We start from the raw sequence: 26,328 nt of genomic DNA, 5'->3' as shown, positions 1-26,328 counted from the left end.
CCATGACGCACGCAGCGCGAGCGATCTGCTTCGCGGGCAGCTGTGCGAATCCGCAGCGCCGCTTCGCGCCCATGGCGCTGAGCCGCGTCGACCAGGCGCGGCCGCCGCCGCGCTGCTGAGCCGGCCGCTCCGGCTATCGCCAGGCGCGGCACGCCGCGCACTCCATTTTGTTTCCATCGTCGGTGGCCGTGCGCCGCCGTGCGGACGCTTGCTGCTCCTTACAGGGGAAAACCTATGAATCGTGTATTCCGCATCGTGTGGTCGCGGGCCTTGAACGCCTGGGTCGTTGCCTCCGAACTCACCGGGAAGCATGGCAAGGGGCGTGGCCGCTGCGGCGTTGCGGGTGCGGACGAGCGCGCAGCGCCGGCGCGCTCGAACCTTGGCGCATGGACGCTGCGCCTGGCGGTGCTCGCTGCGCTGGCCGTGCCGCAGGTACATGCCGCCGACCGCTACTGGGACGTCAACGGCGGCTCCAACGGCAGCGGCGGCACCGGCGACTGGGAGCTCGTCTCACCGTATTGGAATGCCGCCAACGATGGCGTGGCGGGACCGTTCTACAGCTGGAACAACACCGCGCTCGACAACGCGATCTTCGCCGGCACCGCGGGCATCGTCACGCTCAAGGCGCCGATCACGGTCAACACGCTCACCTTCAACGTGGCCGGCTACGGCATCAACGGCGGTACGCTGACCCTGGCCGGCACCACGCCCGGCGTGTCCGGCTCGGCCACCATCAACTCGGTGATCGCCGGCACCGCGGGGCTGGCCAAGAGCGGCAGTGGCGCGCTGGCACTGAACGGAGCGAACACCTTCAGTGGCGGCATCAACATCACCGGTGGTTCGATCTCGGTCACCAACGATGCCGCCCTCGGTGCGGCCAGCAATGGCATCACCATGGCCAATGGCGCGGGGCTTTCCGCCAGCGGCGGTCAACTCGCCTCGACTCGCGTGGTCACGCTGACCGGCGGCACCGTGGTGCTGACCGGCAACGGTGTCGGCTATGCCCGTTTCACCGGCACCGGCAACGTCAATGCCGGCAGCGGCGTGGTCATGGGCAATGCCGCCAGCAATTACGACGGTGTGACCAACTTCTATACCGGCGGAACCTATGGCATCACCTCCGTCGGCAATATTGGCGAGGCGAGCGCGGTCGGTGCGCCGACCACGGCGGCCAACGGCCTGATCGTGGTGCAGGCCGGCGGCGGCCTGGGCGGTACGCTCAATTACGGCGGCGCCGGCAATGTGTCCAACCGCGACTGGCGCTTCGCCAACACTTCCAGCGGCGGCAACGCGCTGCGCAACATCGGCACCGGCACGCTGACGTTGACCGGCAATATCGGACTGACCGGCGCATGGACGACCGGCCAGAACTTCCAGGCGGTATCGGGCGACATGCAACTGCTGGGCACGATCAGCAGCACGTCGGACCGCACGGTCTCGTATACCGGCAGCGCGGGCCGCACCATCACCCTCGGCGGCGCCAATACCTACACCGGCCCCTCCACCATCAACACCATCACGGTGGTCGCTTCCGTGCTGGCCGATGGCGGTACCGCCAGTTCGTTCGGCCTGAACAACGTCGGCAACCTCAACCTGCAGAGCGCCACCTTGCGCTATGTCGGCGCGGCCACCTCGACCAACCGCACGCTCACCTCGGACGGCCTCAGCGCCTTCTACAACGACGGCACGGGCGCGCTCTCCTATACCGGCCAGATCGCCTTCGTCAACGGCGGCACCGACACGCTCACCCTTGGCGGCAGCTACGCCGGCGCCAATACGGTAAGCGGCGTCATATCCAACACCGGCAACCTGGTGGTGAACGGCAGCGGCAGCTGGCTGCTGAGTGGCGCCAATACCTACGCGGGCACCACCACCGTGCAGGCCGGCACGCTCACCGCGGGCGGCGCCAATGCGTTCGGCAACTCGAAGGGCCTGGTCGTCAACGGCGGCACGCTGGATTTCAACAACTTCGACATCACCGCGCCTTCGCTCGCCGGCACCGGTGGCACGCTGCAGCTCGGCGGCGGCTCGCTCACGCTCAACGCCGCCAGCGGCACCACCGGTTATGGCGGCGCGATAGCCGGCAGCGGTGGCCTGACCAAGCTCGGCGCGGGCACGCAGACGCTCAGCGGCGCCAACACCTACAGCGGCGCCACTTCCATCGGCGGCGGTACGCTGGCGCTGGACTTCACCGTGGCCGGCGCGCCGGCAAGCCAGATCGTCAGCGCCAGCTCGTCGCTCAACCTGGCCGGCGGCACGCTCTCGATCAAGGGCAAGGCGGGCGCCAACAGCCAGAGCTTCAACGGCCTGAACGTCACCGCCGGCAGCAACCGCATCAGCGCCACCGCCGGCACCGGCGGCACGCTGACGCTGGGCCTGGGCGCGATCAACCGCAGCGGCGGCCTGGTCGATTTCGGCTTCAACACCGGCGGCACCATCACCACCACGCATGCCGACGGCGCGCTCGGCGGCTGGGCCACGGTCAACGGCACGGACTACGCGCAAGTCACCGGCGGCGTGATCACCGCCTTCACCGCGTATGCCAACAAGGACGACGCCAGCACCTGGCTCAACGGCGACATCGTCAGCGACGAAGGCGGCAATGCCAACACGCCGTACTTCGGCACAGTCAACGGCAGTGTCGCGCTGGGTGGCCTCAAGGTCACCGCGCCGTCCAACTCGGGGGTGACCATCGGCGCCGGCAATACGCTGAGCGTGGATGGCAGCATCATCGTCTCGCCGTTGTCGGGTACCGCGTCGCAGGTCTTCCAGGGCGGCAGTATGACCGGCGGAGCCGGTGGCAGTCCGCTGGGTGTGCTGCAGAACGGCGGGGGCGTATTCAGTATCAGCTCCACCATCGTCGATAACGGTGGCGCCACCAGCTTCGCCTCGGGGGGCTCGGGTGCCGGCTCGGTGGCGCTCACCGGCAGCAACACGTATACGGGTGCGACCACGGTCAGCGGCGGCACGCTGAGGATCAACAGCATCGCCGACGGCGGCACGGCGAGTGCGCTCGGCGCGTCGAGCAATGCGTCGTCCAACCTGATCATCGAGAACGGCACGCTGCGCTACATCGGCGCCACCGCCAGCAGCGACCGCGGCTTCACCCTGGTCAATGGCGGCCCGTCGCGCACCATCCAGGTGGACGGCACGGCCAACGTGACCCTCGGCGGCGTGGTCACCAGCCCCGACGACGCCGGCTTCAACAAGACCGGCACCGGCACGCTGACGCTGGCGAATGCGGCCAACGATTTCGTCGGCGTGCTGACGGTGAGCAACGGCACGCTGTCGGTCGGCACGCTGGCCAACGGCGGCACGGCCAGCGGCATCGGCGCCGGCAGCAGCGATCCGGCCAACCTGGTGCTGCAGACCGGCGGCAGCCTGCAATACAGCGGCGCCACCGCATCGACCGACCGCGGCTTTACGCTCGGTTCCGGTGGTGGGCATGTCGACGTCGCGCAGGCGTCCACCACGCTTACCGACAGCGGCACGGTGACTGGCGCGGGTTCGCTCACCAAGGACGGCGCGGGCGTGCTGGTGCTGTCCGGCACCAATACCTACAACGGCGGCAACACGGTCAATGCCGGCATCCTGCGCGCCGGTTCCAACCAGGCGTTCGGCGGCGCCGCCAATGGCTCGGGCGCGGGGCGCCTGACGGTCAATGCGGGTGCGACCGCGGATCTTGCCGGCCACAACGTATGGGTGGGCGGCCTGTACGGCGCCGGCAATGTCACGCTCGGCGCCGGCACGCTGCAGACCAACACCACCGGCAACTTCAGCGGCGCCATCAGCGGCACCGGCGGCGTGTCGATCAACGGCGCCACGCAGACGATGAGCGGCTGCGGCAACACGTATACCGGCGCCACCACGCTCAACTCCTCCACGCTCAGCACCGACTGCCTTGCCAACGGCGGCCAGCCCAGCGGCGTGGGCGCTTCCAGCAGCGCGCCCGCCAACCTCGCGCTGTACGGCGGCACGCTGGTTTATACCGGCGCGAGCGTGGCGATCGACCGCGGCATCCTGCTCAGCGGCAACGGCGCTATCAATATCGGCAATGCGGCCACCACGCTCGGCGTCAGCGGCCCGATTCAAGGCGGCGGGCAGTTCCAGAAGCAGGGCCCGGGCACCCTGGTGCTGAGCGGCGCCGACACCTACACCGGCGGCACCTACAATCGCGGCGGTATCCTGCGCGCTGCCGCGGCCAACGCGTTCGGCACCGGCTATCTGGCGCTGGACAACACCGCTGGCGTGCTGGTCGACCTCAATAGCTTCAACACCAACGTAAGCTACTTCTACGGCGGCGGCACTACGGGCGGCAATATCGACCTGGGCAGCGCCACGCTCACGGTGACCAACGGTGCCAGCAGCCAGGCGGCAGCCAATTACGCCGGTGCAATCACCGGCACCGGCGGCCTGGTCAAGAATGGCGGCGGCTTCGAATACCTTTCCGGCAGCACCAGCACCTACACCGGCACCAATACGGTCAACGCCGGCTTCTTGCAGGTGTTCAAGCTCGCCGATGGCGGCACCGCCAGCTCCATCGGCGCGTCCAGCGTCGGCGCCGGCAACCTGGTGCTCAATGGCGGCACGCTGATGTACGTGGGCGCCGGCGACAGTACCAATCGCCTGTTGACGCTTGGCGCATCCGCCAGCAGCGCGCTGGATGCCTCAGGTACTGGCGCCGTGCAGTTCACCAACACCGGCGCGCTCGCCTTCAGCAGCCCCAACACCACGCAGACGGTCACGCTCACCGGCACCAGCACCGGCAACAACAGCCTGGCCCTGCAGCTGTCCGACAACGGCACGGGCAAGACCTCGGTGCGCAAGACCGGCACCGGCACATGGATCCTGCGCAACCCGGCCAGCACCTATACCGGCATCACCACGATCATCGGTGGCGTGCTGGGCGTGGACAAGCTCGCCAATGGCGGCCAGGTCAGCAGCCTTGGCCAATCCTCCGCTGCCGCCGCCAACCTGGTGATCGGCAGCGGCGCGACGCTGCGCTATACCGGCGCGGGCGACACCACCGACCGCCTGTTCACGTTGTCCACCGGCTCGAGCGTGATCGAGTCCTCCGGCACCGGCGCCATCGTGTTCGCCAACACCGGTTCGGCGGCTTATGCCGGCGCCGGCAACCGCACGCTGGGCCTGGGCGGCACCAACACCGGCCTCAACGTGATGGGCGGCAGCATCATCGACGCCTCCGGCGGCATCACCACGGTGGCGAAGAACGATGCCGGCACCTGGGCGCTCACGGGCACGAATACCTATACCGGCAACACCGTGATCAACGGCGGCATCCTGCAGCTCGGCGCCGGCGGCACCACCGGTTCGATCGCCAGCGCCAACGTCATCGTCGCGGCGGGCACGCTGGCGTTCGACCGTGCCGACACTTCGACCGTGCCCGGCACCATCTCCGGCGCCGGCAACGTGGTGCAGCAAGGCAGCGGCGCCACCGTGCTCACCGCCGCCAACACCTACACCGGCGGCACCACGATTACCGCCGGCACGCTGCAGCTGGGCAATGGCGGCGCCAACGGCAGCATCCTCGGCGACGTGGTGGACAACGGTACGCTGGCCTTCAACCGTTCGGACATCTATACGTTCGGCGGCCTGGTCTCCGGCACAGGCGGCGTGACGCAGCTGGGCAACGGCACTACCGTGCTCACCGGCACCAACACCTATAAGGGCGCGACGACCGTGCAGGCCGGCACGCTGCTGGTCAATGGCGACCAGACCGGTGCGACCGGCGCCACCACCGTGCAGAACGGCGGCACGCTGGGCGGCAAGGGCATCGTCGGCGGCGACGTGACGGTGGCCAATGGCGGCGCGCTCAATCCCGGCGATGCCGGCGCGGCGGGCACGCTCACCGTCAACGGCAGCCTGGCCTTGAATGCCGGCGCCGCGATGAATTACCAGTTCGGCCAGGCCAACGTGGTGGGCGGCGCGCTCAACGACCTCACCGTGGTGCACGGCAACCTGAGCCTGGATGGCACGCTCAACGTGGCGGCGACGCCGGGCGGCAGCTTCGGCCCGGGCCTGTACCGCATCATCAGCTACGACGGTTCGCTTGCCGACAACGGCCTTGCACTGGGCACCACGCCGTCCGGCAGCTTCCAGGTGCAGACCTCGGTGGCGCACCAGGTGAACCTGCTCAACAGCGGCGGACTCACGCTCAACTTCTGGGACGGCCCCAGCGGCAATGCCAACAGCACCATCGACGGCGGCAGCGGCGTCTGGCAGAACTCGGCCGGCAATGCCAACTGGGCCGACCAGACCGGCCAGTACAATGCGCCGTATACCGATGGCGAGTTCGGCATCTTCATGGGCGCGCCGGGCACGGTCACGGTGGACAACGGCCTGGGTGCGGTGACCAGCTCGGGCATGCAGTTCGCGGTGAACGGCTACACCGTCGCTGGTGGCGCGCTCACCCTGAGCGGCGCGCCGAACATCATCCGCGTGGGCGACGGCACCGCCGCGGGCGCGGGCATGACGGCGACCATCGCCGCGGTCCTGGCCGGCACCGGCGGTGTGGTGAAGGACGATCTCGGCACCCTGGTGCTGAGCGGCGCCAACACCTATGCCGGCGGCACCACGGTCAACAGTGGCGTGCTGCAGGTGGCGGGCGATGCCAATCTCGGCAACGCGGCGGGCGGTCTGGCCTTCGACGGCGGCACGCTGCGCAATACCGCGGCGATCTCCACTGCGCGCGCGGTGACGATCAACCAGGGCGGCGCCACCTTCGAGACGCAGGCGAACCTGGAGCTGAGCGGCACCGTCACCGGCGCGGGCGGGCTCACCAAGACCGGCAGCGGCAGCCTCACCCTGGACGGCAGCAACACCTATACGGGCGGCACCACCATCAACGCGGGCGGCATCATCGTGTCCAGCGATGCCAACCTCGGCGATGCGAGCGGCGCGTTGACGTTCAACAACGGCGTGCTGGAGAACACCGCCGCCATCACTTCCGGCCGCGCGGTCGCGCTTAACGGCGCGGGCGGGCGCTTCCTCAACGATGCCGACCTGACGCTCAACGGCGCCATCGCGGGCGCGGGTTCGCTGAACAAGGACGGCAGCGGCACGCTGATCGTGGGTGCCGACAACAGCTACACCGGCGGCACCCTGATCCAGGCCGGCACGCTGCAGGTAGGCAACGGCGGCGCCAGCGGTTCGCTCCTGGGTGCGGTGGCCAACAACGGCACGCTGGTCTTCAACCGCGCCGACACCCTGGCGTTCGCCGGCCAGATCTCCGGCACCGGCTCGCTGGAACAGCAGGGCGCGGGCACCACCGTGCTGAGCGGCAACAACAGCTACGGCGGCATCACCGCCGTTCGTGCGGGCGGCCTGTTCATCAATGGCGACCAGAGTGCGGCGACCGGCGCCACTTCGGTCGATGCCGGCGGCACGCTCGGCGGCAAGGGCATCGTCGGCGGCGACGTGGCGCTGGCCGACGGCGCCACGCTGAGCCCGGGCGACGTGGGCAGCGCGCCGGGCACGCTCACCGTCAAGGGCAACCTGGGCATGAGCAACGCCAGCAATCTCAACGTGAATCTGGGCCAGGCCAACGTGGTGGGCGGTCCGCTCAACGACCTGGTGCAGGTGAACGGCGACCTCGCGCTGGACGGCACGCTCAACGTGGCGGTGTCTTCCGGCGGCAACTTCGATCCGGGTATCTACCGCATCGTCGGCTACAACGGCGCGCTTACCGACAACGGCATGAGCATCGGCTCGGTGCCGTCGCCGGATTACTTCCTGCAGACCTCGATCGCGCACCAGGTAAACCTGGTCAACACCGCCGGCCTCAACGTCAACTTCTGGGACGGCAACGGCGCGCGCGGCGATGGCCAGATCCAGGGCGGCGACGGCGTGTGGCAGAACAATGCCGGCAACGACAACTGGACGGTGACCGACGGCAGCATCAACGCGCCGTACCAGGACAACTCCTTCGCCATCTTCAGCGGCACCGGCGGCACGGTGACGGTGGACGGCAGCCTCGGCGCGGTGAACAGCGGCGGCATGCAGTTCGCGGTGGACGGCTATCGCGTGCAGGGCGACGGCATCGCGCTCGGTGCATCGCCGACGGTTATCCGCGTCGGCGACGGCACCACGGCCGGCACCGCCATGACGGCGACCATTGCTTCGGTGCTGAGCGGCACTGCTGGCATGACCAAGTCCGATCTCGGCAGCCTGGTGCTGGCGGGCGACAACACCTACACCGGCGGCACCACCGTCACCGATGGCGTGCTGCAGCTGGGCGAGGGCGGCGCGGCCGGCTCGGTCCTGGGCGATGTGGCGAACAACGGCACGCTGGCATTCAACCGCTCGGACAGCTACGCGTTCGGCGGCGTGGTTTCCGGCACCGGCGCGCTGGTGCAGAAGGGCAGTGGCACCACCGTGCTCAGCGGCGCCAACACGTATACCGGCGCGACCACGGTGCAGTCGGGCAGCTTGCTGGTGAACGGCAACCAGTCCGGCGCCACCGGCGCCACCGCGGTACAGAGCGGCGCCACCCTGGGCGGCATGGGCACCATCGGCGGAAATGTAACGGTGGCCGACGGCGCCACGCTGAGTCCGGGCGATGCCGGCGCGGCGGGTACGCTCACCATCAACGGCAACCTCGCACTGGGCGCCAACAGCAAGCTTGCCTACCAGCTCGGCCAGGCCGGCACGCCCGGTGGCGCGCTCAACGACCTCACCGTGGTGCATGGCAACCTCACGCTGGACGGCGCGCTCGACGTGACCGCCACCGCGGGCGGCAGCTTCGGCGCGGGCGTGTATCGGCTCTTCAGCTACGACGGCGCGCTGACCGACAACGGCCTCGCGCTCGGTGCGGTGCCGAGCGGCGATGCCTTCGTGCAGACCTCGATCGCCCACCAGGTCAATCTGGTGAACAGCGCCGGGCTGACGCTGAGCTTCTGGGACGGCCCGGGCCACGCCAACGACGGCGCCATCAACGGCGGCACCGGCACCTGGCGCCTGGCCGACAACGACTACTGGACCGACGCCAGCGGCGCGCTCAATGCGCCGTACACCAATGGCACGTTTGCGGTGTTCGGCGGCGCGGGCGGCACGGTGACGGTGGACAACGCCAACGGGCAGGTGAGCGCGTCGGGCATGCAGTTCCAGGTGGACGGCTATCGCGTGACGGGCGGTTCCGTCACCTTGGCCGGCGGCGCCGACACCATCCGCGTGGGCGACGGCACCGCGGCCGGTGCCGGCATGACGGCCACGATCGATGCGGCGCTGACCGGCAGCGGCATGCTGGTGAAGGACGATCTCGGCACCCTGGTGCTGACCGGCGTCAACACCTACACCGGCGGCACCACGGTGCACGCCGGCACGCTGCAGATATCGAACGACGGCAGCCTCGGCCAATCCTCCGGCAACCTGTCGATCGACGACGGCACGCTGCACACCACCGGCAACATCCTCAGCAACCGCACGGTCGGCGTAGGCGGCGCCGCCACCATCGACACCGACGACGGCACCACGCTGCAGCTGGCCAACGGCATCGGCGGCAGCGGCAGCCTGACCAAGGTGGGCAACGGCACGCTGGTGCTGGCCGGCACGTCCAACTACGGCGGCGCCACCACGGTGGCGGCGGGCACGCTGGCGGCGGCGGTGGACCATGCGTTCAACGCCGCTTCCGCGTTCACCGTGCAGGGCAATGCCACGCTCGATCTCGCCAGCCACGCGCAAAGCATCGGCGCATTGAGCAACGCCGGCACGGTGCACTTCGGTGCGGCGCCGGGCGCTACGCTGACGGTGCGCGGCGATTACACCGGACAGGGCGGCACGCTGCTGTTCAACACCGTGCTTGGCGACGACAGTTCCGCCACCGACAAGCTGGTGGTCGCCGGCAACACCTCCGGCAACACCGCGGTGCGCGTCAACAACGTCGGCGGCGCGGGTGCGCAGACCGCGCAGGGCATCAAGCTGATCGATGTGCAGGGCACGTCCGGCGGCACATTCGCCTTGCAGGGCGATTACGTGTTCCAGGGCCAGCAGGCGGTGGTGGCCGGCGCATATGCGTATCGGCTGTACCAGGGCACGGCCAATGCGAACGACGGCGACTGGTATCTGCGCTCGGCGCTGGTGAATGGTTCCACTGGACCGACGGATCCGGGCAACCCCGGCAATCCGCAGCCGCTGTACCAGCCTGGCGTGCCGCTGTACGAGGCCTATGCCGGCATCCTGCAGCAGGTCAATACGCTGGGCACGCTGTTCCAGCGCACCGGCGACCGCCTGTGGACCGGCGTGCAGGCCGAGGACAACATGAAACCCGGCGAAGGCCTGTGGATGCGCGTCGAGGGCGGCGACCAGAGCTTCAAGCCCGAGACCAGCACCAGCGCCACGCGCTACGACCTGTCGACCTGGAAAGCCGAGGCCGGCATCGACACCACGCTGAGCGAAGGCGAGGGCGGCAAGCTGGTGGGCGGCGCCACGCTGCAATACGGCCGCTATCAGTCGAATGCGCAGTCGGTATACGGCCAGGGCCGCCTGAAGACGCGCAGCTACGGCATCGGCGGCACGCTTACCTGGTACGGCGAGAACGGTTTCTATGTCGACGGCCAGGCGCGCTGGTCCAGTCTCGATACCGATCTGCGTTCGACCACGCTGGCGCAGTTGCTGGAAGACGGCAACAAGGGCAGCGCGTACGCGCTGGGCGTGGAAGCCGGCCGGCGCTTCCGGCTGGGCGACCAGTGGTCGCTGGTTCCGCAGGCGCAGTTGACGTACGGCAAGGCCAGCTTCGACAGCTTCAACGATGCGTTCGGCGCGCACGTGGCGCAGCAGCAGGGCACCACGACCACCGCACGTGCCGGCGTGATGGCCGATTACCGCAGTGCGCGCCAGGGCGAGTCCGGCTCGGTCGCCACGCACGTCTACGCCATTGCCAACCTCTATCGCAACTTTGGCGGCGATGCGCGCGTGAACGTGGCAGGCACTGACTTCACCTCGCGCAACGAGCGCCTGTGGGGCGGCTTCGGCCTGGGCGCGTCGCTGGACTGGGCGGACGGACGCTATTCGGTCTACGGCGAAGTGCAGGCTTCGACCGGCTTGAAGCACTTCGGGGATTCGCATGCGCTCAACGGGACGTTGGGCTTCCGCATGCGGTGGTGACGGCCCCAAGTCCCTCTCCCGCATGGGAGAGGGACTTTTCTCCGGCTGATGCTTGCGCCAGGCATTCGATCGCGTCTGCTGGCCAGGCGCGACGATCCCCGCCTTTGCGATCCGCATCACGGTCGCTGGCGCGATAACGGCGCAACGATAGACAACGTTGTCATCGCCGTTCGACGGGCGCTGCTGTTCGCATTTTTGGCTTCTTTCATCCAGCCCGGTAGGGGGGGGGATGCGTGAGGCTGCGCGCGGCTGACGGGAAAGAGGGGAATCGTTGTCATACCGGCCGGCGGAGAGCGCGGCCTATCAGCAGCCTTCACTCGGAGACATGTCCATGCCCAGCAAGCAGCATCTGGCGAAGTGGTCCACCCTCGGCATGCGCGCGATCGCCACGGCGACTTTGACCGTGGGGTCCATCGGTGCGCATGCGCAATCGCAACCGGCTTGTTCGGCCGCCTGGAACGCTTCGGCCATTTACGTCGGCGGCGACCAGGCGAGCGAAAACGGCGTCAATTACGCCGCCAACTGGTGGACGCGCGGCGACGACCCAGCCACGCACAGCGGCGCTTCCGGCAGCGGCCAGCCGTGGACGGTGGCCGCCAATTGCGGCGGCGGCACCAATCCGCCGCCGCCACCTCCGCCGCCGGTTGGCAGCACTTCCGGCACGATCAACTTCCATCTGCTGCTGGGCGTGGGCAATGCGCAGGATCAGCTGGTTCTCACCGGCGACAACTACACCGACCTGATCGTGTCCAACCTGATCGCCGGCGTGATGTACGGCCATCTGGTGCAGGAGTACTACCCCGGCCTGCAGTTCAACAAGGACTACGTCTACGGCTCGGTGCTGGCGCAGCTGCTGCAGGAAAATATCGCCACGCAGGATTATGTCGGCAGCGGTCCGCTGATCGATCCCTCGCCCGACCAGCAGGCGGTGATGGGCGTGGGGCAGGGCGGTCCGTACCAGATCAACAACTACGCCGCGGACATGGTGTCCGGCAGCTATGCGCCGGCCGGGCATTCGCTGATCAATTACATCGCGATCCAGAAGCATATCGGCTACACCATGGCCACCGCCGCCACGCAGTACAGCAAGCCGACGCCGGCCTCGTTCAACAACAAGTATTACGGGCCGATGCTGACGGCCTATTTCCACTACAACGATTTTGTCGCGCTGATCGTGACCGGCACCGGCGAGGGCGGATGGGTCACGCCATGGCAGCCGGCCTTCAACAATGCGCTGGTCAATTTCAAGACGCTGCCGAACAACTTCTTCGACGTGCTGTTGAACGTGGCCTATAACCAGGGCTATTACGGCGGCCTGGTAGGAAGCTACAGCCGGCTGGGGGCGACGGCCACGCCGGCGACGGTGGCATCCGTGGATGCGTACAGCTCGATCTGGGGCGTGCAGGATACGTATCGGCAGTATCCGTACCAGGTGCGTTATTACCTGGACCAGCTGTACGGCAAGCCGATACCGACGACCAGCGCGACCACGCTGGTGACGCCGGCCAATCACGTGTATGTCAGCGCGGGAACGCTGGGAAGCGTGTTCTCCAGCGTGTTCCAGACCTTGGCTTACGCGAACGCTTCCGGCACTTCGTCCAGCTATATCTCGGCGGCGCAGGCGCAGGCGGCGTTCAATGCGGCGCTGGGGCAGGCGGGTGTGGCCGGCACGGCGAGCCTGGATATCGGCAATGCCGCGGATCGGGCGAAGCTCTTCAGCGTGCTGGAGTTTGCGATCGGGAATCTCGAGAGCAACCTGGGCATGAAGTTCAATGCGACGACGCTTTCGCAGCTCTGACGTGTAGGTTGGGGTGAGCCTGCGGCGAACCCCAACGGGCGCCCGGCCGTGGCGTTCCTGTTGGAGTTCGCTGCGTTCACTCCAACCTACCTTGGGGTGCTGGCTTCGATGTAGGGGGTGGCTGAGAGTGCGGCGTTCACGCCGGCGAAGCCGCGTTCCATCACGCTCGCGAATGCCTCGCGCGCCTTCCGCTTCGCGCGGAAGGCGCACAGCGCTTCGCCATATGCCACCACCAGCGTGCCGACCAGCATGGTCGCCGCAAGGCGCGCTTCGGGATCAGTGTGCGGGCGGCCGACGGCATCGGCGAGCATCGCCGCCAGATCGTCGGCCAGCGTGCCCTGCAGCTCGCGCGCACGCACGGTGAGTGCGGGGCTGTCGGCGACGGTGCTCCAGAACTGGATGGGGCGCTTGTTGATGCGGAACATCGGGTGCTGCTCATCCAGCAATGCACGCATCAAGGCCTGGAATACCAGCACAGGCGGCTGGTCTCCGTTGGCGGCGATGGCCTGGCGCACCAGCTCACGGCTTTCGTCCTCGCGGTCGAACACCATGTCTTCCTTGCGCGGGAAGTAATTGAACACGGTTTTGCGGGAGACGCCGGCTTCCTGTGCGATCTCGTCCACGGAGACGTTCTCGAAGCCGCGTTCGACGAAAAGCAGCGTCGCCACGTCCGAAATCATCTGGCGCGTGGCTGCCTTCTTGCTGTCCCGCAGACCGGGCGGATTTGACATGTCGATGCTCGTCCCGCAAAACTTACACTCAGTGTAACATTTTGGCCGGGCATCCGACACCCCCTTCAATCCGGCCTCCGCCCAAGGAAATCGCCTTGATCTACGACGTCGTTATCGCCGGAGCCGGCCCGGTCGGCCTGTTCCTCGCCTGCGAACTGCGCCTGGCCCATGTTTCGGTGCTGGTGCTGGAGCAGGCCGAGGATCCGCGTTCGCCGCTGAAGCGCCTGCCGTTCGGCATGCGCGGCCTGTCCGCGCCTACCATCGAAGCGTTCTATCGCCGCGGTCTGCTGGACGGGATTCCCGTGCCGAAACTTTCAAAGGATGGCGCCAACGGCACGGCAGCGGCGCATTGGCTGGGCCAGCCGCGCCAGCCGGCGGGGCACTTCGCCGGCATCCAGTTCTATCAGGACCAGGTCGACACTTCGAAGTGGCCGTACCGCCTGCCCACGCCGGCGGGCACCAGCATGATGATCGAGCTGGAATCCCTCGAAGCCGCTTTGGCCGCGCGTGCGAACGCGTTGGGAGCGGAGGTGCGGCGTGGCTTTGCCGTCGACGGCTTCGAGCAGTCGGATGACGGCGTGGCCATTCGCGCGGGAGGCGAAACTTTTCACGGACGCTGGCTGGTCGGCTGCGATGGTGGACGCAGCAAGGTACGCAAGCTGGGCGGCTTCGAGTTTGCCGGCACCGACCCGGAATTCACCGGTTACTCGGTCGAAGTCGAACTCGCTAATCCGGACCAGCTCCGCTCCGGGCGCCATTACACCGCCACGGGCATGTACACCTACACGGCACCCGGAACGATCGCGATGGTCGACTTCGACGGCGGTGCTTATCACCGCACCCAGCCGGTCGCGCACGAACACGTGCAGGCCGTGCTGCGCCGCGTCTCCGGCGTGGAGGTCATCGTCACCGCCCTGCGCCTGGCAACCACCTGGACGGATCGCGCCAGACAGGCGACGGCATATCGCAACGGACGCGTGCTGCTCGCCGGCGACGCCGCGCACATCCATTCGCCGCTGGGCGGTCAGGGCCTCAACCTCGGTATCGGCGACGCGATGAACCTTGGATGGAAACTCGCCGCCACCATCCACGGCCACGCACCCGAAGGTCTGCTCGATACCTACACCAGCGAACGCCATCCGATAGGCGCCAAGGTGCTGGACTGGTCGCGTGCGCAGGTGGCGCTGATGCGGCCGAGTGCCAGCTCGCGTGCGCTGGAGGCGATCATCCGCGACCTGATCGATACGCGCGACGGCGCGACGTATTTCGCCGAGCGCGTATGGGGCGTGGCGCTTCGCTATGAGCTCGGCGAAAGCCACCCGCTGGCGGGATACAGCGCGCCGGATTTCGAGCTGGCCGATGGAACCAGGCTTGGGGAATGGCTGAAAGCGGGCAAGGGCCTGGTCGTCGATTTCGATGCAAGCGCGCCGCTGCAGTCGCTGGCGGAACATTGGAGCGATCGGGTCGCCTATATCTCAAGCCATGCGAAAAACAGCCTGGGCATGAGCGCCCTCCTGGTTCGCCCCGACGGCTTCGTCGCCTGGGCCAGCGAAGGCGAGCTGCCTGCTGGCGAAGCAGGGAACGCTGTGGCTCGATGGTTCGGCCGGTCCCTCCATTGATGGCCAGGGCTCAACGCGCGCCGATGCCGCGAGCCAGCTTCGCAAGCGTACGCAGCAACGGCCGATACAGATGCTCGGGCGTATTGCCGTACCCCAGCACCAGGCCATTGTCGGCCGGGCCTGGCTTCCCCATGAACGAGGACAGCGCGAGCGCACCTACACCGTGCGCTTGCGCTGCGCCGACCAGTTCGCGATCCGGATAGCGCGCCGGCAGCCGCACCGTCAGATGCAAGCCGCAGGGGCCGCCCTCGACCTGATGCTCGATGGAGAAAACGCCTTCCAGGGCTTGCAGCAGCGCCTGCCGCCGGTCGCGGTACAAGCGCCGCATCCGCCCGAGATGGCGCGCGTATTCGCCGCTGTCGATGAAGTCGGCCAGCGCCAGTTGCGCATGGCGTTGCGCACCGCGCTGCAGCTCGCGCAGCGCGTCGGCGACTACGGGCATCAGGCCATGTGGCAGTACGAGGAAGCCGATCCGCAGCGCGGGAAACATGGTCTTGCTGAAGGAGCCCAGGTACAGCACCGGCGCATCGGCCACGAGGCCTTGCATCGCGCCCACCGGTTCGCCGGTGTGGCGAAACTCGCTGTCGTAATCGTCCTCGATCACCCAGGCGCCATGGCGGCGCGCCGTTTCAATCAGCGTGAGGCGACGGGCGACCGAGAGCACCGCGCCGGTGGGATATTGATTGGACGGCGTCGTATAGATGATCCGCGGCGCCGGCGCGCCCGCAGCGGCAGCCTCCACGCACATGCCTTGCGCGTCGACGCGCACCGGCACCACCTCCAGGTCGCCGGCATGCATGGCCGTGCGTGCGCCGCGATAGCCGGGTTCCTCGGTCCAGGCCACGTCGCCCGGATTGGTCAGCAACTGCATGCACAAGACCAGTGCATCCTGCGCGCCTTCAGTCACCACGATCTGGGCCGGTTCGCAGTGCACGCCGCGGGTGACGGCGAGATGCCGCGCGATCGCCGCGCGCAATGCGGGTTCGCCGGCCGGGTCGCCATAGCCCAGTGCGGCGGGGCCGTGGCCGCGCATGGCGCGATCGAGTGCGCGCCGCCATGTGCCGGTGGGGAATTGCGCGAGCGCCGGCACGCCGGGCCGGAAATGGCCGCCCTCGTACGCGGGTGGCGTGGCTGCGCGTGGACGCAGGTTCGCCACCCTGCGCGCAACCACCGGCGCCGCCGCCGCCTGCCTGGTGCGCGCCGGCCGGGTCAGCTCGGTGACGCGCGTGCCGCGCCGGTCGGATTGCACGAATCCTTCGGCCAGCAGTTGCTCGTAGACGGCCATGACGGTGTTGCGCGAGATGCCGAGCGCCTCCGCCAGCGCGCGTGTTCCCGGCAAGGGACTGCCGGCCGGCAGCGTGCCGCCGAGCACGGCTTCGCGCAGCCGCAGCAGCAATTGGCGTTGCAGCGATGGCGCGCTGCGGGCGCGCGATAGCGGTGCATCCAATGGCTGCTGCCGGGTCGGGCGGTGGGCACGGGGAAGCGTCATCGTGTGGCACCATAAAACTGCCGTGATCTGGCGCTTTTCATGGTACCTAGGCCTGCCTACGATCTTCAAACACGCCGGCCCGCCGCCGGCTCCACCCAGCGAGACCGCGCCTTGTCCCACACCGCCAACACCTACGGACAACCCATCGGACTGCCCGTGCCCGGCTGGGCCCCACGCCCGCGCCCGGGCCGCGTGACGCTCGACGGCCGCTACTGCCGCCTCGAACCGCTCGATGCGCAACGCCACGGGGCCGAGCTGTATGCCGCCTACGCCATGGCCCCCGACGGACGCGACTGGACCTATATGTCCATCGGCCCGTTCGAGGACGAAGCCAGTTACCTGGTCCACGCGCACAAAGTGGAAGCGAGCGCGGACCCGTTGCATTACGCGGTGATCGATCGCGCCAGCGGCCGCGCGGTCGGCACCCTTGCGCTGCTGCGCATCGACCCGGCCAACGGCTCGATCGAAGTCGGCTTCGTGGCGTTCTCGCCGGCACTGAAGCGCACGCCGGCATCGACGGAAGCGCAATACCTGCTGATGACTTATGTATTCGACGGGCTGGGCTACCGTCGCTACGAATGGAAATGCGACGACCTCAACGCCCCTTCGCGCGCCGCCGCCGCACGGCTCGGCTTCCAGTACGAAGGCACCTTCCGCCAGGCCGTCGTCTACAAGGGACGCAACCGCGACACCGCATGGTTCGCCATGACGGACCGCGATTGGCCGGCGCTGTCGGCGGCTTTCGACGCCTGGCTGGCGCCTGCCAATTTCGACGAGCAAGGCAACCAGCGCCGCTCGCTGGCGGCGATTCGCGCCGAACAGGCGTAACGCAGGGGACGGGGTGCCCTGCGGAACGGCAACCTTCCTGTGACAAAATCCGCCCACGCGTGCTTCATTCCGAAGCACCCAAGGGCCTGTGCACGCATGAAACACCCAAGCCACGCCTTGCTCGCGCGCTGCGTCGTGCTGGCGGTCCTGCTATGCCTGCATGGCTGCGCCATGGTCGGCGTCAGCCGCATCAATGCCCACGATTCGGTGAGCGAGCAGCGCGGCGACGTGATCAGCACCGGGCGCCTGAGCGACCAGACCGTGCAGTCGCTCAACGTGGTGGCGCTGGCGGCGCGCGATTGCGAGCGGGCCTTTCCGGCCTGCGTGGACACCGTGCTGCATTCGCCGGGCCTGGACGACGAGCAGCGGCTGTCCGCGCTGTCCGAACTGTGGCTGGGCCTGGCCATCCGCACCGACCGCAGCACGCGCGATACGCAGATGAGCGACCAGGCGCTCGATGCCTACCTGCAGGCGGGGCGCTACGCCTATGCCTACCTGTTCTATACGAAGCGCCAACCCTCCGAGCGCTCCTTCGAATTGCGCCAGGTGCGGGTGATCGGCTTCTACAACTTTGCCGTACAGCGCTCGATGACGCGCTTCTTCCAGGAGCTGCCACGGCTGGAGCGGCATGCCAGGCATGCCGAGCTGGCCGGCTGGCATGTCACCGGCAACGAGCCGGCGGTGCGCTGGGCAGGTGCGGCTACCGATCCGGCGGAGCTGATTCCCGCCTCGACGCTGCGCTTCAACGGCGTGCGCAATGTGTACCGGCGCGACGGTTTCGGTTCGGAATTCGTGGCGGTGGCGCCGCCGGACGCGCCATCCAGGGATGTGCCGTGGCGCGATCCCGATTATGTGTCGATGACCGGCGCCATCCTGTTCGACGGCGCCAACCTGGACGAAGTGCTCGCCACCAGGCAGGCGACGGTGCAGGTCGAGGATCCCTATCACGACGACACCATGACCGTGGCCGGGCACGAGGTGCCGCTGGCCGGCAACTTCACCGCGGCCTACGGTGTGTGGCTGGCGCGTTCGGGCTTCGCCACGCAGTCGATCCGTTCGCTGCTGGGCAGGGAAGGCGGCATCCAGACGCCGCGCGTGCTGCTGATGCAGCCTTACGATCCCAGCCGCATGACCGTCGTCATGCTGCACGGCCTGGCCAGCAGCCCGGAGGCATGGATCAACGTATCCAACGAGGTGATGGGCGACGAGGAGCTGCGCAGTAATTACCAGGTGTGGGAAATCTATTACCCGACCAATGCGCCGATCGCGGTGAACCTCGCCAATATCCGCAAGGCGCTCGACGCCACCTTCCAGCATTTCGATCCGGGCGGGCAGGCGAGGGCTTCCCATAACGTGGTGCTGATCGGCCACAGCATGGGCGGCGTGATCGCGCGCCTGCTGGTGTCCTCCAGCGGCGACAAGCTGTGGAGCCTGATGCCGGCGCGCGACAATCTTTCGAAGGCGAAGCAGGCGCGCCTGCGCGAGCGGCTGGCGCCGTATCTGCAGTTCACGCCGATGCCGCAGGTGACGCGCGCGGTATTCCTGGCCTCGCCGCAGCGCGGTACGCCGTATGCGCAGAACACGCTGGCGCGCTGGATGGCCAACCTGATCCGCCTGCCGGCCAATGTGCTGAAGGAAGTGGCCGGCGTGGCCGACCTGCTGAAGGACGGCGAGGGCGGTACGCCGGTGCGCATTCCCAACAGCGTCGACAACCTCAGCGATACCGATCCTTTCATCATGGCCGCGGCGGATCTGCCGATGTCGCCCGCGGTGCGCTACCACACCATCGTCGGTGTCTATACGCCGCCGGGGCCATTGGCTGACAGCAGCGACGGCGTGGTGCCGTACAAGAGCGCGCACCTGGAAGGTGCCGAGTCGGAGTTGGCAGTGCCTTCGTGGCATAGCGTGCAGGAGACGCCGGCGGCGATTCTGGAGTTGCGGCGGATCCTGCGCGTGCACATGGCGGCGACCGGAGCGCAGCGCTGAAGCCAGCGCGAATCCGCCAGGGCTGCCAGGCTTACGCATAGCTGTCTTTTAAGCGCTGTTCCCGGCCTTATGGACGATGGCGCCGATCGGCCGATGCGCCTATCGTCCCCGCACGCATATGCAACCTATGCGTACTTGCGCGAGCGCTGGTCGGCGCAGCCGATCTGGGCGTTCTACCGGGGGCGCGGTCACCTATCGATACGAACGGGAGACCCAGTGCTATGCAGACTCGATTGCTTTTCGCCATGGCTTCCATGGCGTTCGCCACGTGCGCCCTGGGCGCATCGCCAGCCACGCTGAAACTGCAACGCGGCGGTACCACGGTGCCGGTCACCACGCCGCTGGGCGGCGCTCCGATCACCAGCCTGGAACTGGATCCGGCGACCAGCGCCGGCGATGCCGATTCGGGCGACGTGGGTGACGTCGGCTCGAAACCGGTGATCAACCGCGGCCTTCCGCACGGGAACGCCGGCAGCAACCGGCAGGCGAATGCGAAGCGGGCCAAATCCAGCCCCGAATTGCTCGGCGGCTTCGACGGCCTGAATTTCCACGACCAGCGCTATGCCAACGGCGGCAACCAGTTTTCGATCGAGCCGCCGGATCAGGGCCTGTGCGCGGGCAACGGCTTCGTCGTGGAAAGCGTCAACGACGTGATGGCCATCTACGGCAGCGCCGGCAACAAGCTGGTCGGGCCGGTCGATCTCAACACCTTCTATCACTATCCGGCGGCGATCAATCGCGCCACGGGGGCCTATGGACCGGAAATCACCGACCCCAGCTGCTACTACGATGCGGGCACGCGGCGCTGGTTCCATGTCGTGCTGACGCTGGACCGCTTCGGCACCACGTCGTCCTTCGCCGGCACCAATCACCTGGACATCGCGGTCAGCCAGACCGCCGATCCCACCGGCGCCTGGAACATCTACCGCTTGCCGGTGCAGAACAACGGCACGCAGGGCACGCCCGATCACGCCTGCGCGGGCGGCTTCTGCCTGGGCGACTATCCGCATATCGGCGCCGACGCCAACGCGATCTTCCTGACCACCAATGAGTTCGCGCTGTTCGCCGACGGCTTCTATGGCGCGCAGATCTACGTGCTTTCCAAGCAGGCGCTGGCGTCGGGCCAGCCGGCGAATGTGGCGATGTTCAACGGCGGCGATCCGGATATCCCCGCGCCCGCATTCACGGTATGGCCGGCCATCTCCTCCGGCGGGCAATACGCCGGCGGCCATAACGGCACCGAATACCTGCTGAGTTCCGATGCCGTGTTCTACGACTCGGGTACGTCCAACACCTTGTGGCTGTGGACCGTGACGAATACGCGGGCGATCGACACCACGCCGTCAGCCGTGTCGCTGAACGTGGCGCCGCTGACCGTGCAACCGTATGCCGTGCCGAGCAGTCTTGCGAGGCAGAAGCCCGGCAGTACGCCGTTGCGCGATTGCTTTGCGCTGACCGGTTGCGCACCGGCCTACCTCGGCTATCCGAACTTCGTCTATCCCGCGCCACGCGACCTGGCGGTGAACGACTCGCGCATGCAGCAGGTGAGCTATGCCAACGGCAAGCTGTGGGGCACATTGGATACCGACGTGCTGCTCGGCGATGGCAGCCATGGTTCGGGCATCAACTACTTCGTGATCAATCCGGATTCCGGCGGCATCTTCGCCAACGGCACCCTGGCCTTGCCCGATGCCAACCTCACCTACGGCGCGGCAGCCGTGACACAGAGCGGGCGGGGCGTGATCGCGTTCACCGTGGTCGGACCCAACGATTATCCGAGCGCGGGCTATGCCAGCCTGGATGCGAAGGCCGGCGCCGGCGACGTGCATATCGCCGCGGCGGGCGCGGGTCCGTGGGATGGCTTTACCGGCATTCCCTACCTGGGCGACAACCGTCCGCGCTGGGGCGATTACGGCGCGGCCGCGGCCGACGGCAATACGATCTGGCTGGCTTCGGAATACGTCGCGCAGACCTGCACGCTGGCGCAGTACCTGACGCCGCCGCTGTTCCAGTGCGGCGGCACGCGCGGCGCGCTGGGTAATTGGGCGACGCGGGTTTCGGCGATCGGGCTCTGAGTTCCAATAGGAGAAAACAGCGGGCGCGGTGAAAATACTTCACCGCGCCTGTTCCATTTCCAAGCGCTGCTTATCGCAATTCAGTAAAAACGCGGCTCGTAGATAAGCAGATCGACCTGGTAAGTGCCGCCGAGCTGCTCGGGCCTGAGATCAGGGAAGCGCGCCCATAGCCCCTCCGCGAGTTCGAAGACCCCGGCCATCGCGCTGCCCACGGCCTGGCGATAAAGGTGCCACTCCGTCTTGTCGCTTTTTTCCTGCACAAAAGCCGCGGTTTCGTCCAGCCGGCCGACGATCTGCAGGAACACCACGTTCAAGCGCTCGGCGTCATCCCTGGTCATGGCGTTTCTTCTCCGTTTCAGGTTTCGATCCATGACCTCAAGCTTATGCTCTTTATCCCCGCCGCACCGCCAGAAAGCGGCTGTTGCGCAGCAACCCCGCCGAGACCAGCGACACCAGCACCCCGATCGGGAAGATCTCCGTGAAGGTCATCGGCAGGCGGTACATGGGGTTCGCGTACTGGACCTTGAACGCCTCCATCTCGGTGGTCAGTTTCGCCAGCGCCTCGGCGCTCGCGCCCTTGGCCTTCTGGCTGGCGATGATGGCCTGCGCGTAGGAGCTGGCGAAATCCATATGCATCATCGACTGCACCGCTTCCCACGCGGCCACGTAGAAGATGCCGGCGATGAAGCTGATGCCCAGCCCGACCCCGAGCGCGGGCCAGAAGCCGATCACCCCGCCGCGGTCCACGTCGCGGTGCCGCTTGATGCCGACGAACACCGCGCTCAGGGCGATCAGCATGGTGGTGTAGCCGACCACCATGCCGTACTTCAGCGGCGGCATGCCGGAGAACAGCACGAAGGTGGCGAGTTCGAAGCCGCCGACGACCAGGCCGGCGATCAGGCCGTACTTCAGGATGGTGCGCAACACGGTGCTGCTCCTCAGCGATGGATGGTGGCGCCATTGGCCGCGATCCGGCGTCCTGCGGCAATCGCCCGAATGGATGATTCGGGTGTTTTCACCTCAAAAGCAGCGGCCTCAGGGCACGATGCCCAGCTCGCGTGCCCGCCGGATGGCGTCGGTGCGACGCTTTGCCCCGAGTTTTTCGAACAGCCGCGCCACGTGGGTCTTCACCGTGTTCGGCGATACGTGCAGGTGCGCGGCGATCTCCTTGTTGGAGTGGCCGGCGGCCAGTTCGTGCAGCACTTCCAGCTCACGGCCGCTGAGGCCCAGCGCCGTCTGCGCCTTGGGGTTGCCGTCGAAGGCGGGGGCTTCGGCGGGCCTGGCGAATACCCGTACCCCCAGCACGATGCCGAGCACCAGGAAGGCCGCGGCGATCAGGAACACATAGATGTCGCCGGAGTGCAGGCGCGCCATGCGCTGGTAGTCCAGCCACTGCAGGGCCAGCGTTCCCGCCGCCAGCAGTGCGCCGTAACCTGCCACCCGCTTCCACATCGCTGCCCCCGGCTCCCCTTGAGAGGGGCATCTTAGCGCCGGGGCGCGGACGGCAGCGGGGCGCCGCGCTTACTTCTCCAGCGCCAGCAGCAACTGCTGGCGTCCGGCTTCCAGGATCTCCTCGGCCAGCGCCGGGTCCGCCTCGGCCACCGCGCGCGACAACACCAAGGCGCCCACCAGCTGGCTGAAAAGCGCCACCGCCAGCTGGCGTTTCGCTTGCGGGTCGCCGTTGTCGATCAGGCTTGCCAACTGCTCGATATTCCATTGCAGGCCGTGCGCATACGACTGCCGCGCCTCCGCGCCGAGGCGGCGCACGTCGCCGGCATACGCGGTGAGCGGACAGCCCTGCTCGATATTGGCCAGGTGCTCCTTCGACAGGTACCACTCCACGTGCCGCTTCACCGGCGCGGCCTTGGCGGCTTTGGCGGCCTGCAGGCCGCAGTTGAACAGGATGGCGCCGTCTTCCATCGCCTTGTCGATCACCGCCGCGACCAGGGCGTCCTTGGATTTGAAGTGGTTGTAGAAGCCGCCCTGGGTAAAGCCGGCGGCCTTGGTGAGCTCGGCCAGGCCCACCGCGGCGACCCCGCGTTCGCGGAAAAGCTTCTCCGCAGCTTCGACAATAGCCTTTTTGTTTTCAATGGCTTGCTGCTTGGTGACGCCCATGGGCGCGCTCCTTTCCGGTGGCCGTCTATCGGACCGATTAAAAAATACGATGGTGATCGCCATTGACAATCATCCGGGCGCGAGCGGATTCTACGCCACATCAATGGTGATCGCCATTGTGAATCCCCTCCTGCAAGGACACCTCTCATGAAACTCAGCGGCAACACCATCTTCATCACCGGCGGCGCCTCCGGCATCGGCCGCGGCCTGGCCGAAGCGCTGCACCGGCGCGGCAACAAGGTAATCATCGCCGGGCGCCGGCGCGGGCATCTCGATGCCGTGATCGCGGCCAACCCTGGCATGGAGGCGGTCGAGCTGGACATCACCGATCCGGCCAGCATCGAGCGCGTCGCCGCGCAGCTGGTGCGCACGCATCCCGATCTGAACGTGCTGATCAACAACGCCGGCGTGATGCAGATCGACAGCGTGGGCGGCAAGGTCGACGACGCCATGCTCACCGCAACTGTCGACACCAATGTGCTCGGTCCGATCCGCATGACGTCCGCACTGATCGAGCATCTGAAGACCAAACAGAACGCGGTGGTTGCGTACACCAGCTCGGTGCTGGGCTTCGTGCCGCTGGCAGTGTCGGGTGTCTATTCGGCGACCAAGGCGGCCTTGCATTCCTATGTGCTGTCGCAGCGCTTCATGCTGCGCAACACTGGCGTGCGCGTGCTGGAGCTCGCGCCGCCGTGGGTGCGCACCGAGCTGCTCAACAGCCAGGAGGCGGAGCAGGCGATGCCGCTGGACGAGTTCATCGCCGAGACCATCGAGGTGCTGGGCACCGATGTGGACGAAGTGCTGGTGGAGAACGCCAAGGCGTTCCGCGCCAACGTGGGGCCGAACGAGCATGGCTTCGTCAACGGCTTCAACGAGCAGGCCATGGCGCTGTTCGGCGCTGCCTGAAAGACATAAACGCTGAAGCAGGGAAGGGCCGGTTTCTCTTGCGGGAGGATCCGGCCCTTCGCCGTTTTATCCGGATGGCGATATGGCCAACCGGTTGCCACCACTGACTTCTGGCCCATAGGCAGCGGCGGCGGGCGGGTAGTCCAATGCCGGCCTTGGCTTCCCCCGATTTCCGTTCCCGATTTTCCGGCTCGTCGTGCTCGTGAACATCCACTTGGGAGGGGATATGCGTACATCGCTCGTACTCGCATCGATCTGCGTCGCCTTGATCGCCACCGCGGCACAAGCCAAGGAAATCGGCGACTACAGCAAGCTGCCCAAAGACCTCGCCGCCGCGGCTACCGCTTACGACGTCGCGCAGTTCAAGGCCGACAAGGCCGAACTCGAACGCGTGCTCGCCGACGATTACACGCTGGCCGGCACCGCCGGAAAGAACCTGACCAAGGCGCAGTTCATCGCCGACCAGACCGCGCCCGGCAACAAGACCATCTCGGTCAATCTCTACGATCAGGTCAGCAAGGTGTGGAGCGATGGCGCGGTGCTCGCCGGCATGGTGGATGCGAAGGGCAGCAGCCAGGGCAAGGAGTTCACTTTCCGCGGACGCTTCGTCGATGTGTGGGCGAAACGCAACGGGCAGTGGCAGGTGATCTTTACGCAGATCCATCCGGTCAAATAAGCACGCTTGAAGCGGCATGCGCAGTGCGAAGGCCCGCGGCAGACGCGGGCCTTTTTTAATGCGCCGATGCCGTGGTTCCGGCGGCCCTTGTGTTTATATATACAACATGTATAGTCAATATAATCCGCCACGCTGGGGCCATCCGATGTCATACGTATTAGTCGTCGCCATCTCTCTCCACGTTCTCGCCGCCGTGTTCTGGGCAGGCAGCACCGCCGCGCTGGCACGCACCGGCGGCAGTGAAACGAAGCGCCTGTTCCGGCCGCAGATGGGAGCTGCCGCGGTTGCCATTCTTACGGGCGGCTATCTGTGGCATACGATCCATCAAGGAGCCCTCGGACCGATGGAGCGCAGCCTGATGATCGGCGCGTTGAGCGCCTTCGCAGCGCTGATCGTGCAGGTGGCGGTGGTGGGCGGCGCCTTGCGCGAGGCGCGCGCCGAAGCTGGCGATGCCGTCTTGCCCGCGCGCGTCCTGATCGCGCATCGCGTCGCTGCCGGCCTGCTGATGATTGCGATCGTGACGATGGCAGCAGCGCGTTACGTCTGATCTGCCTGGCGCTGGTGACCGCGCCGGCTCTCGCATAAATGCGGATACGGCGCTTGGCGATCGGTTGACAACTGCGGCCTGGAAGACGCCATAAGCGGTGCCAGTCCGCCGCAAGAATTTGGATCGCTCCAATCGAAAAAGCAGGTTCTCTCGCCGATTCGTATGATTCACGACCCAGTTCGCACTTCTTTGCGTAAACCGTAGATTGTCACGTTTCATTGACCGCCCCGCGTGATAGCGTCCCCCCGCCGTCGAATAGGGGCTCGGCGGCTATTCCTGGTAACTCGTTTGCACAGAAGCGCATCGCCGGTGCGGCGTAGGTTCTTGCCTGTTTTCCGACAGGCAGGAATGGGGACGGCTTGCTTCTCACAATCGTATTTGCAAGCAAACGTTCCTGTTTTGGGGAGTGTTTCGCGCTGCCCGGTGGTTTCTCATAA

The 26,328-nt window shown here is 67.1% G+C and carries 15 protein-coding genes; 9 read left to right on the top strand and 6 right to left on the bottom strand.

Annotated elements, in window-relative coordinates; all coding sequences use genetic code 11:
• Positions 1-234 precede the first annotated feature (234 nt).
• Both FHW84_RS13040 and FHW84_RS13035 read left to right on the top strand, forming a co-directional pair.
• Positions 235-11,121, top strand: coding sequence for an autotransporter-associated beta strand repeat-containing protein (locus FHW84_RS13040; protein ID WP_167256158.1), 10,887 nt, complete (start codon positions 235-237; stop codon positions 11,119-11,121).
• 331 nt (positions 11,122-11,452) lie between these two features.
• Positions 11,453-12,919 carry a carbohydrate-binding protein gene (locus FHW84_RS13035; RefSeq protein WP_208399778.1) on the top strand — a complete coding sequence of 489 codons (1,467 nt, stop codon included), beginning with the start codon at positions 11,453-11,455 and terminating at the stop codon, positions 12,917-12,919.
• An 86-nt stretch (positions 12,920-13,005) separates the two neighbouring features.
• Here the strand turns inward: FHW84_RS13035 and FHW84_RS13030 are convergent, their stop codons facing one another.
• On the bottom strand, positions 13,006-13,650 hold the full coding sequence (locus FHW84_RS13030; RefSeq protein ID WP_167256157.1) for a TetR family transcriptional regulator: 645 nt from the start codon (positions 13,648-13,650) through the stop codon (positions 13,006-13,008).
• A gap of 95 nt (positions 13,651-13,745) precedes the next feature.
• On the opposite strand from FHW84_RS13030, the gene FHW84_RS13025 reads away from it, so the two are divergent.
• Positions 13,746-15,269 carry an FAD-dependent monooxygenase gene (locus FHW84_RS13025; RefSeq protein ID WP_167256155.1) on the top strand — a complete coding sequence of 508 codons (1,524 nt, stop codon included), beginning with the start codon at positions 13,746-13,748 and terminating at the stop codon, positions 15,267-15,269.
• Positions 15,270-15,279: 10 nt separating this feature from the next.
• Here the strand turns inward: FHW84_RS13025 and FHW84_RS13020 are convergent, their stop codons facing one another.
• Positions 15,280-16,827: a PLP-dependent aminotransferase family protein gene (locus FHW84_RS13020; RefSeq protein WP_208399777.1), complete on the bottom strand. Its 1,548-nt coding sequence runs from the start codon at positions 16,825-16,827 to the stop codon at positions 15,280-15,282.
• 42 nt (positions 16,828-16,869) lie between these two features.
• Here FHW84_RS13020 and FHW84_RS13015 point away from each other — a divergent pair, with 42 nt between their 5' ends.
• The 3 genes from FHW84_RS13015 (at position 16,870) to FHW84_RS13005 (ending at position 21,647) form a co-directional block, all read left to right on the top strand.
• On the top strand, positions 16,870-17,586 hold the full coding sequence (locus FHW84_RS13015; protein ID WP_208399776.1) for a GNAT family protein: 717 nt from the start codon (positions 16,870-16,872) through the stop codon (positions 17,584-17,586).
• 96 nt (positions 17,587-17,682) lie between these two features.
• Positions 17,683-19,572: an alpha/beta fold hydrolase gene (locus tag FHW84_RS13010; protein WP_167256151.1), complete on the top strand. Its 1,890-nt coding sequence runs from the start codon at positions 17,683-17,685 to the stop codon at positions 19,570-19,572.
• 254 nt (positions 19,573-19,826) lie between these two features.
• Positions 19,827-21,647: a hypothetical protein gene (locus FHW84_RS13005; RefSeq protein WP_243868096.1), complete on the top strand. Its 1,821-nt coding sequence runs from the start codon at positions 19,827-19,829 to the stop codon at positions 21,645-21,647.
• A gap of 80 nt (positions 21,648-21,727) precedes the next feature.
• On the opposite strand, the gene FHW84_RS13000 is transcribed toward FHW84_RS13005, so the two are convergent.
• The 4 genes from FHW84_RS13000 to FHW84_RS12985 form a co-directional block, all read right to left on the bottom strand.
• A complete protein-coding gene (locus FHW84_RS13000) occupies positions 21,728-21,985 on the bottom strand; it encodes a hypothetical protein (RefSeq protein ID WP_167256147.1) in 258 nt (85 codons plus the stop codon).
• A 52-nt stretch (positions 21,986-22,037) separates the two neighbouring features.
• Positions 22,038-22,574 carry a DUF4199 domain-containing protein gene (locus FHW84_RS12995; protein ID WP_167256145.1) on the bottom strand — a complete coding sequence of 179 codons (537 nt, stop codon included), beginning with the start codon at positions 22,572-22,574 and terminating at the stop codon, positions 22,038-22,040.
• A gap of 108 nt (positions 22,575-22,682) precedes the next feature.
• Positions 22,683-23,087 (bottom strand): helix-turn-helix transcriptional regulator, encoded by a 405-nt coding sequence (locus tag FHW84_RS23395; protein ID WP_343203601.1) that lies wholly within the window; start codon positions 23,085-23,087, stop codon positions 22,683-22,685.
• Between the two features lie 81 nt (positions 23,088-23,168).
• Positions 23,169-23,762, bottom strand: coding sequence for a TetR/AcrR family transcriptional regulator (locus tag FHW84_RS12985; protein WP_167256142.1), 594 nt, complete (start codon positions 23,760-23,762; stop codon positions 23,169-23,171).
• A gap of 147 nt (positions 23,763-23,909) precedes the next feature.
• Between FHW84_RS12985 and FHW84_RS12980 the strand changes: the two genes are divergently transcribed.
• The 3 genes from FHW84_RS12980 (at position 23,910) to FHW84_RS12970 (ending at position 25,891) form a co-directional block, all read left to right on the top strand.
• A complete protein-coding gene (locus FHW84_RS12980) occupies positions 23,910-24,668 on the top strand; it encodes an SDR family NAD(P)-dependent oxidoreductase (protein ID WP_167256140.1) in 759 nt (252 codons plus the stop codon).
• A gap of 226 nt (positions 24,669-24,894) precedes the next feature.
• Entirely contained in the window at positions 24,895-25,344 is a 450-nt protein-coding gene (locus tag FHW84_RS12975) for a nuclear transport factor 2 family protein (RefSeq protein WP_167256138.1), read from the top strand.
• A gap of 145 nt (positions 25,345-25,489) precedes the next feature.
• Positions 25,490-25,891 carry a hypothetical protein gene (locus tag FHW84_RS12970; protein ID WP_167256136.1) on the top strand — a complete coding sequence of 134 codons (402 nt, stop codon included), beginning with the start codon at positions 25,490-25,492 and terminating at the stop codon, positions 25,889-25,891.
• Positions 25,892-26,328 lie beyond the last annotated feature (437 nt).

The organism is Dyella sp. SG562 (assembly GCF_011759495.1).
Lineage (GTDB): Bacteria > Pseudomonadota > Gammaproteobacteria > Xanthomonadales > Rhodanobacteraceae > Dyella_D > Dyella_D marensis.
This window is presented reverse-complemented; position numbering and strand designations above follow the sequence as displayed.

Coding starts and splice junctions, on each gene's coding strand:
- FHW84_RS13040 (WP_167256158.1), top strand. CDS start 235: ATGAATCGTGTATTCCGCATCGTGTGGTCGCGGGCCTTGAACGCCTGG.
- FHW84_RS13035 (WP_208399778.1), top strand. CDS start 11,453: ATGCCCAGCAAGCAGCATCTGGCGAAGTGGTCCACCCTCGGCATGCGC.
- FHW84_RS13030 (WP_167256157.1), bottom strand. CDS start 13,650: ATGTCAAATCCGCCCGGTCTGCGGGACAGCAAGAAGGCAGCCACGCGC.
- FHW84_RS13010 (WP_167256151.1), top strand. CDS start 17,683: ATGAAACACCCAAGCCACGCCTTGCTCGCGCGCTGCGTCGTGCTGGCG.
- FHW84_RS13005 (WP_243868096.1), top strand. CDS start 19,827: ATGGCGTTCGCCACGTGCGCCCTGGGCGCATCGCCAGCCACGCTGAAA.
- FHW84_RS13000 (WP_167256147.1), bottom strand. CDS start 21,985: ATGACCAGGGATGACGCCGAGCGCTTGAACGTGGTGTTCCTGCAGATC.
- FHW84_RS12985 (WP_167256142.1), bottom strand. CDS start 23,762: ATGGGCGTCACCAAGCAGCAAGCCATTGAAAACAAAAAGGCTATTGTC.
- FHW84_RS12980 (WP_167256140.1), top strand. CDS start 23,910: ATGAAACTCAGCGGCAACACCATCTTCATCACCGGCGGCGCCTCCGGC.
- FHW84_RS12975 (WP_167256138.1), top strand. CDS start 24,895: ATGCGTACATCGCTCGTACTCGCATCGATCTGCGTCGCCTTGATCGCC.
- FHW84_RS12970 (WP_167256136.1), top strand. CDS start 25,490: ATGTCATACGTATTAGTCGTCGCCATCTCTCTCCACGTTCTCGCCGCC.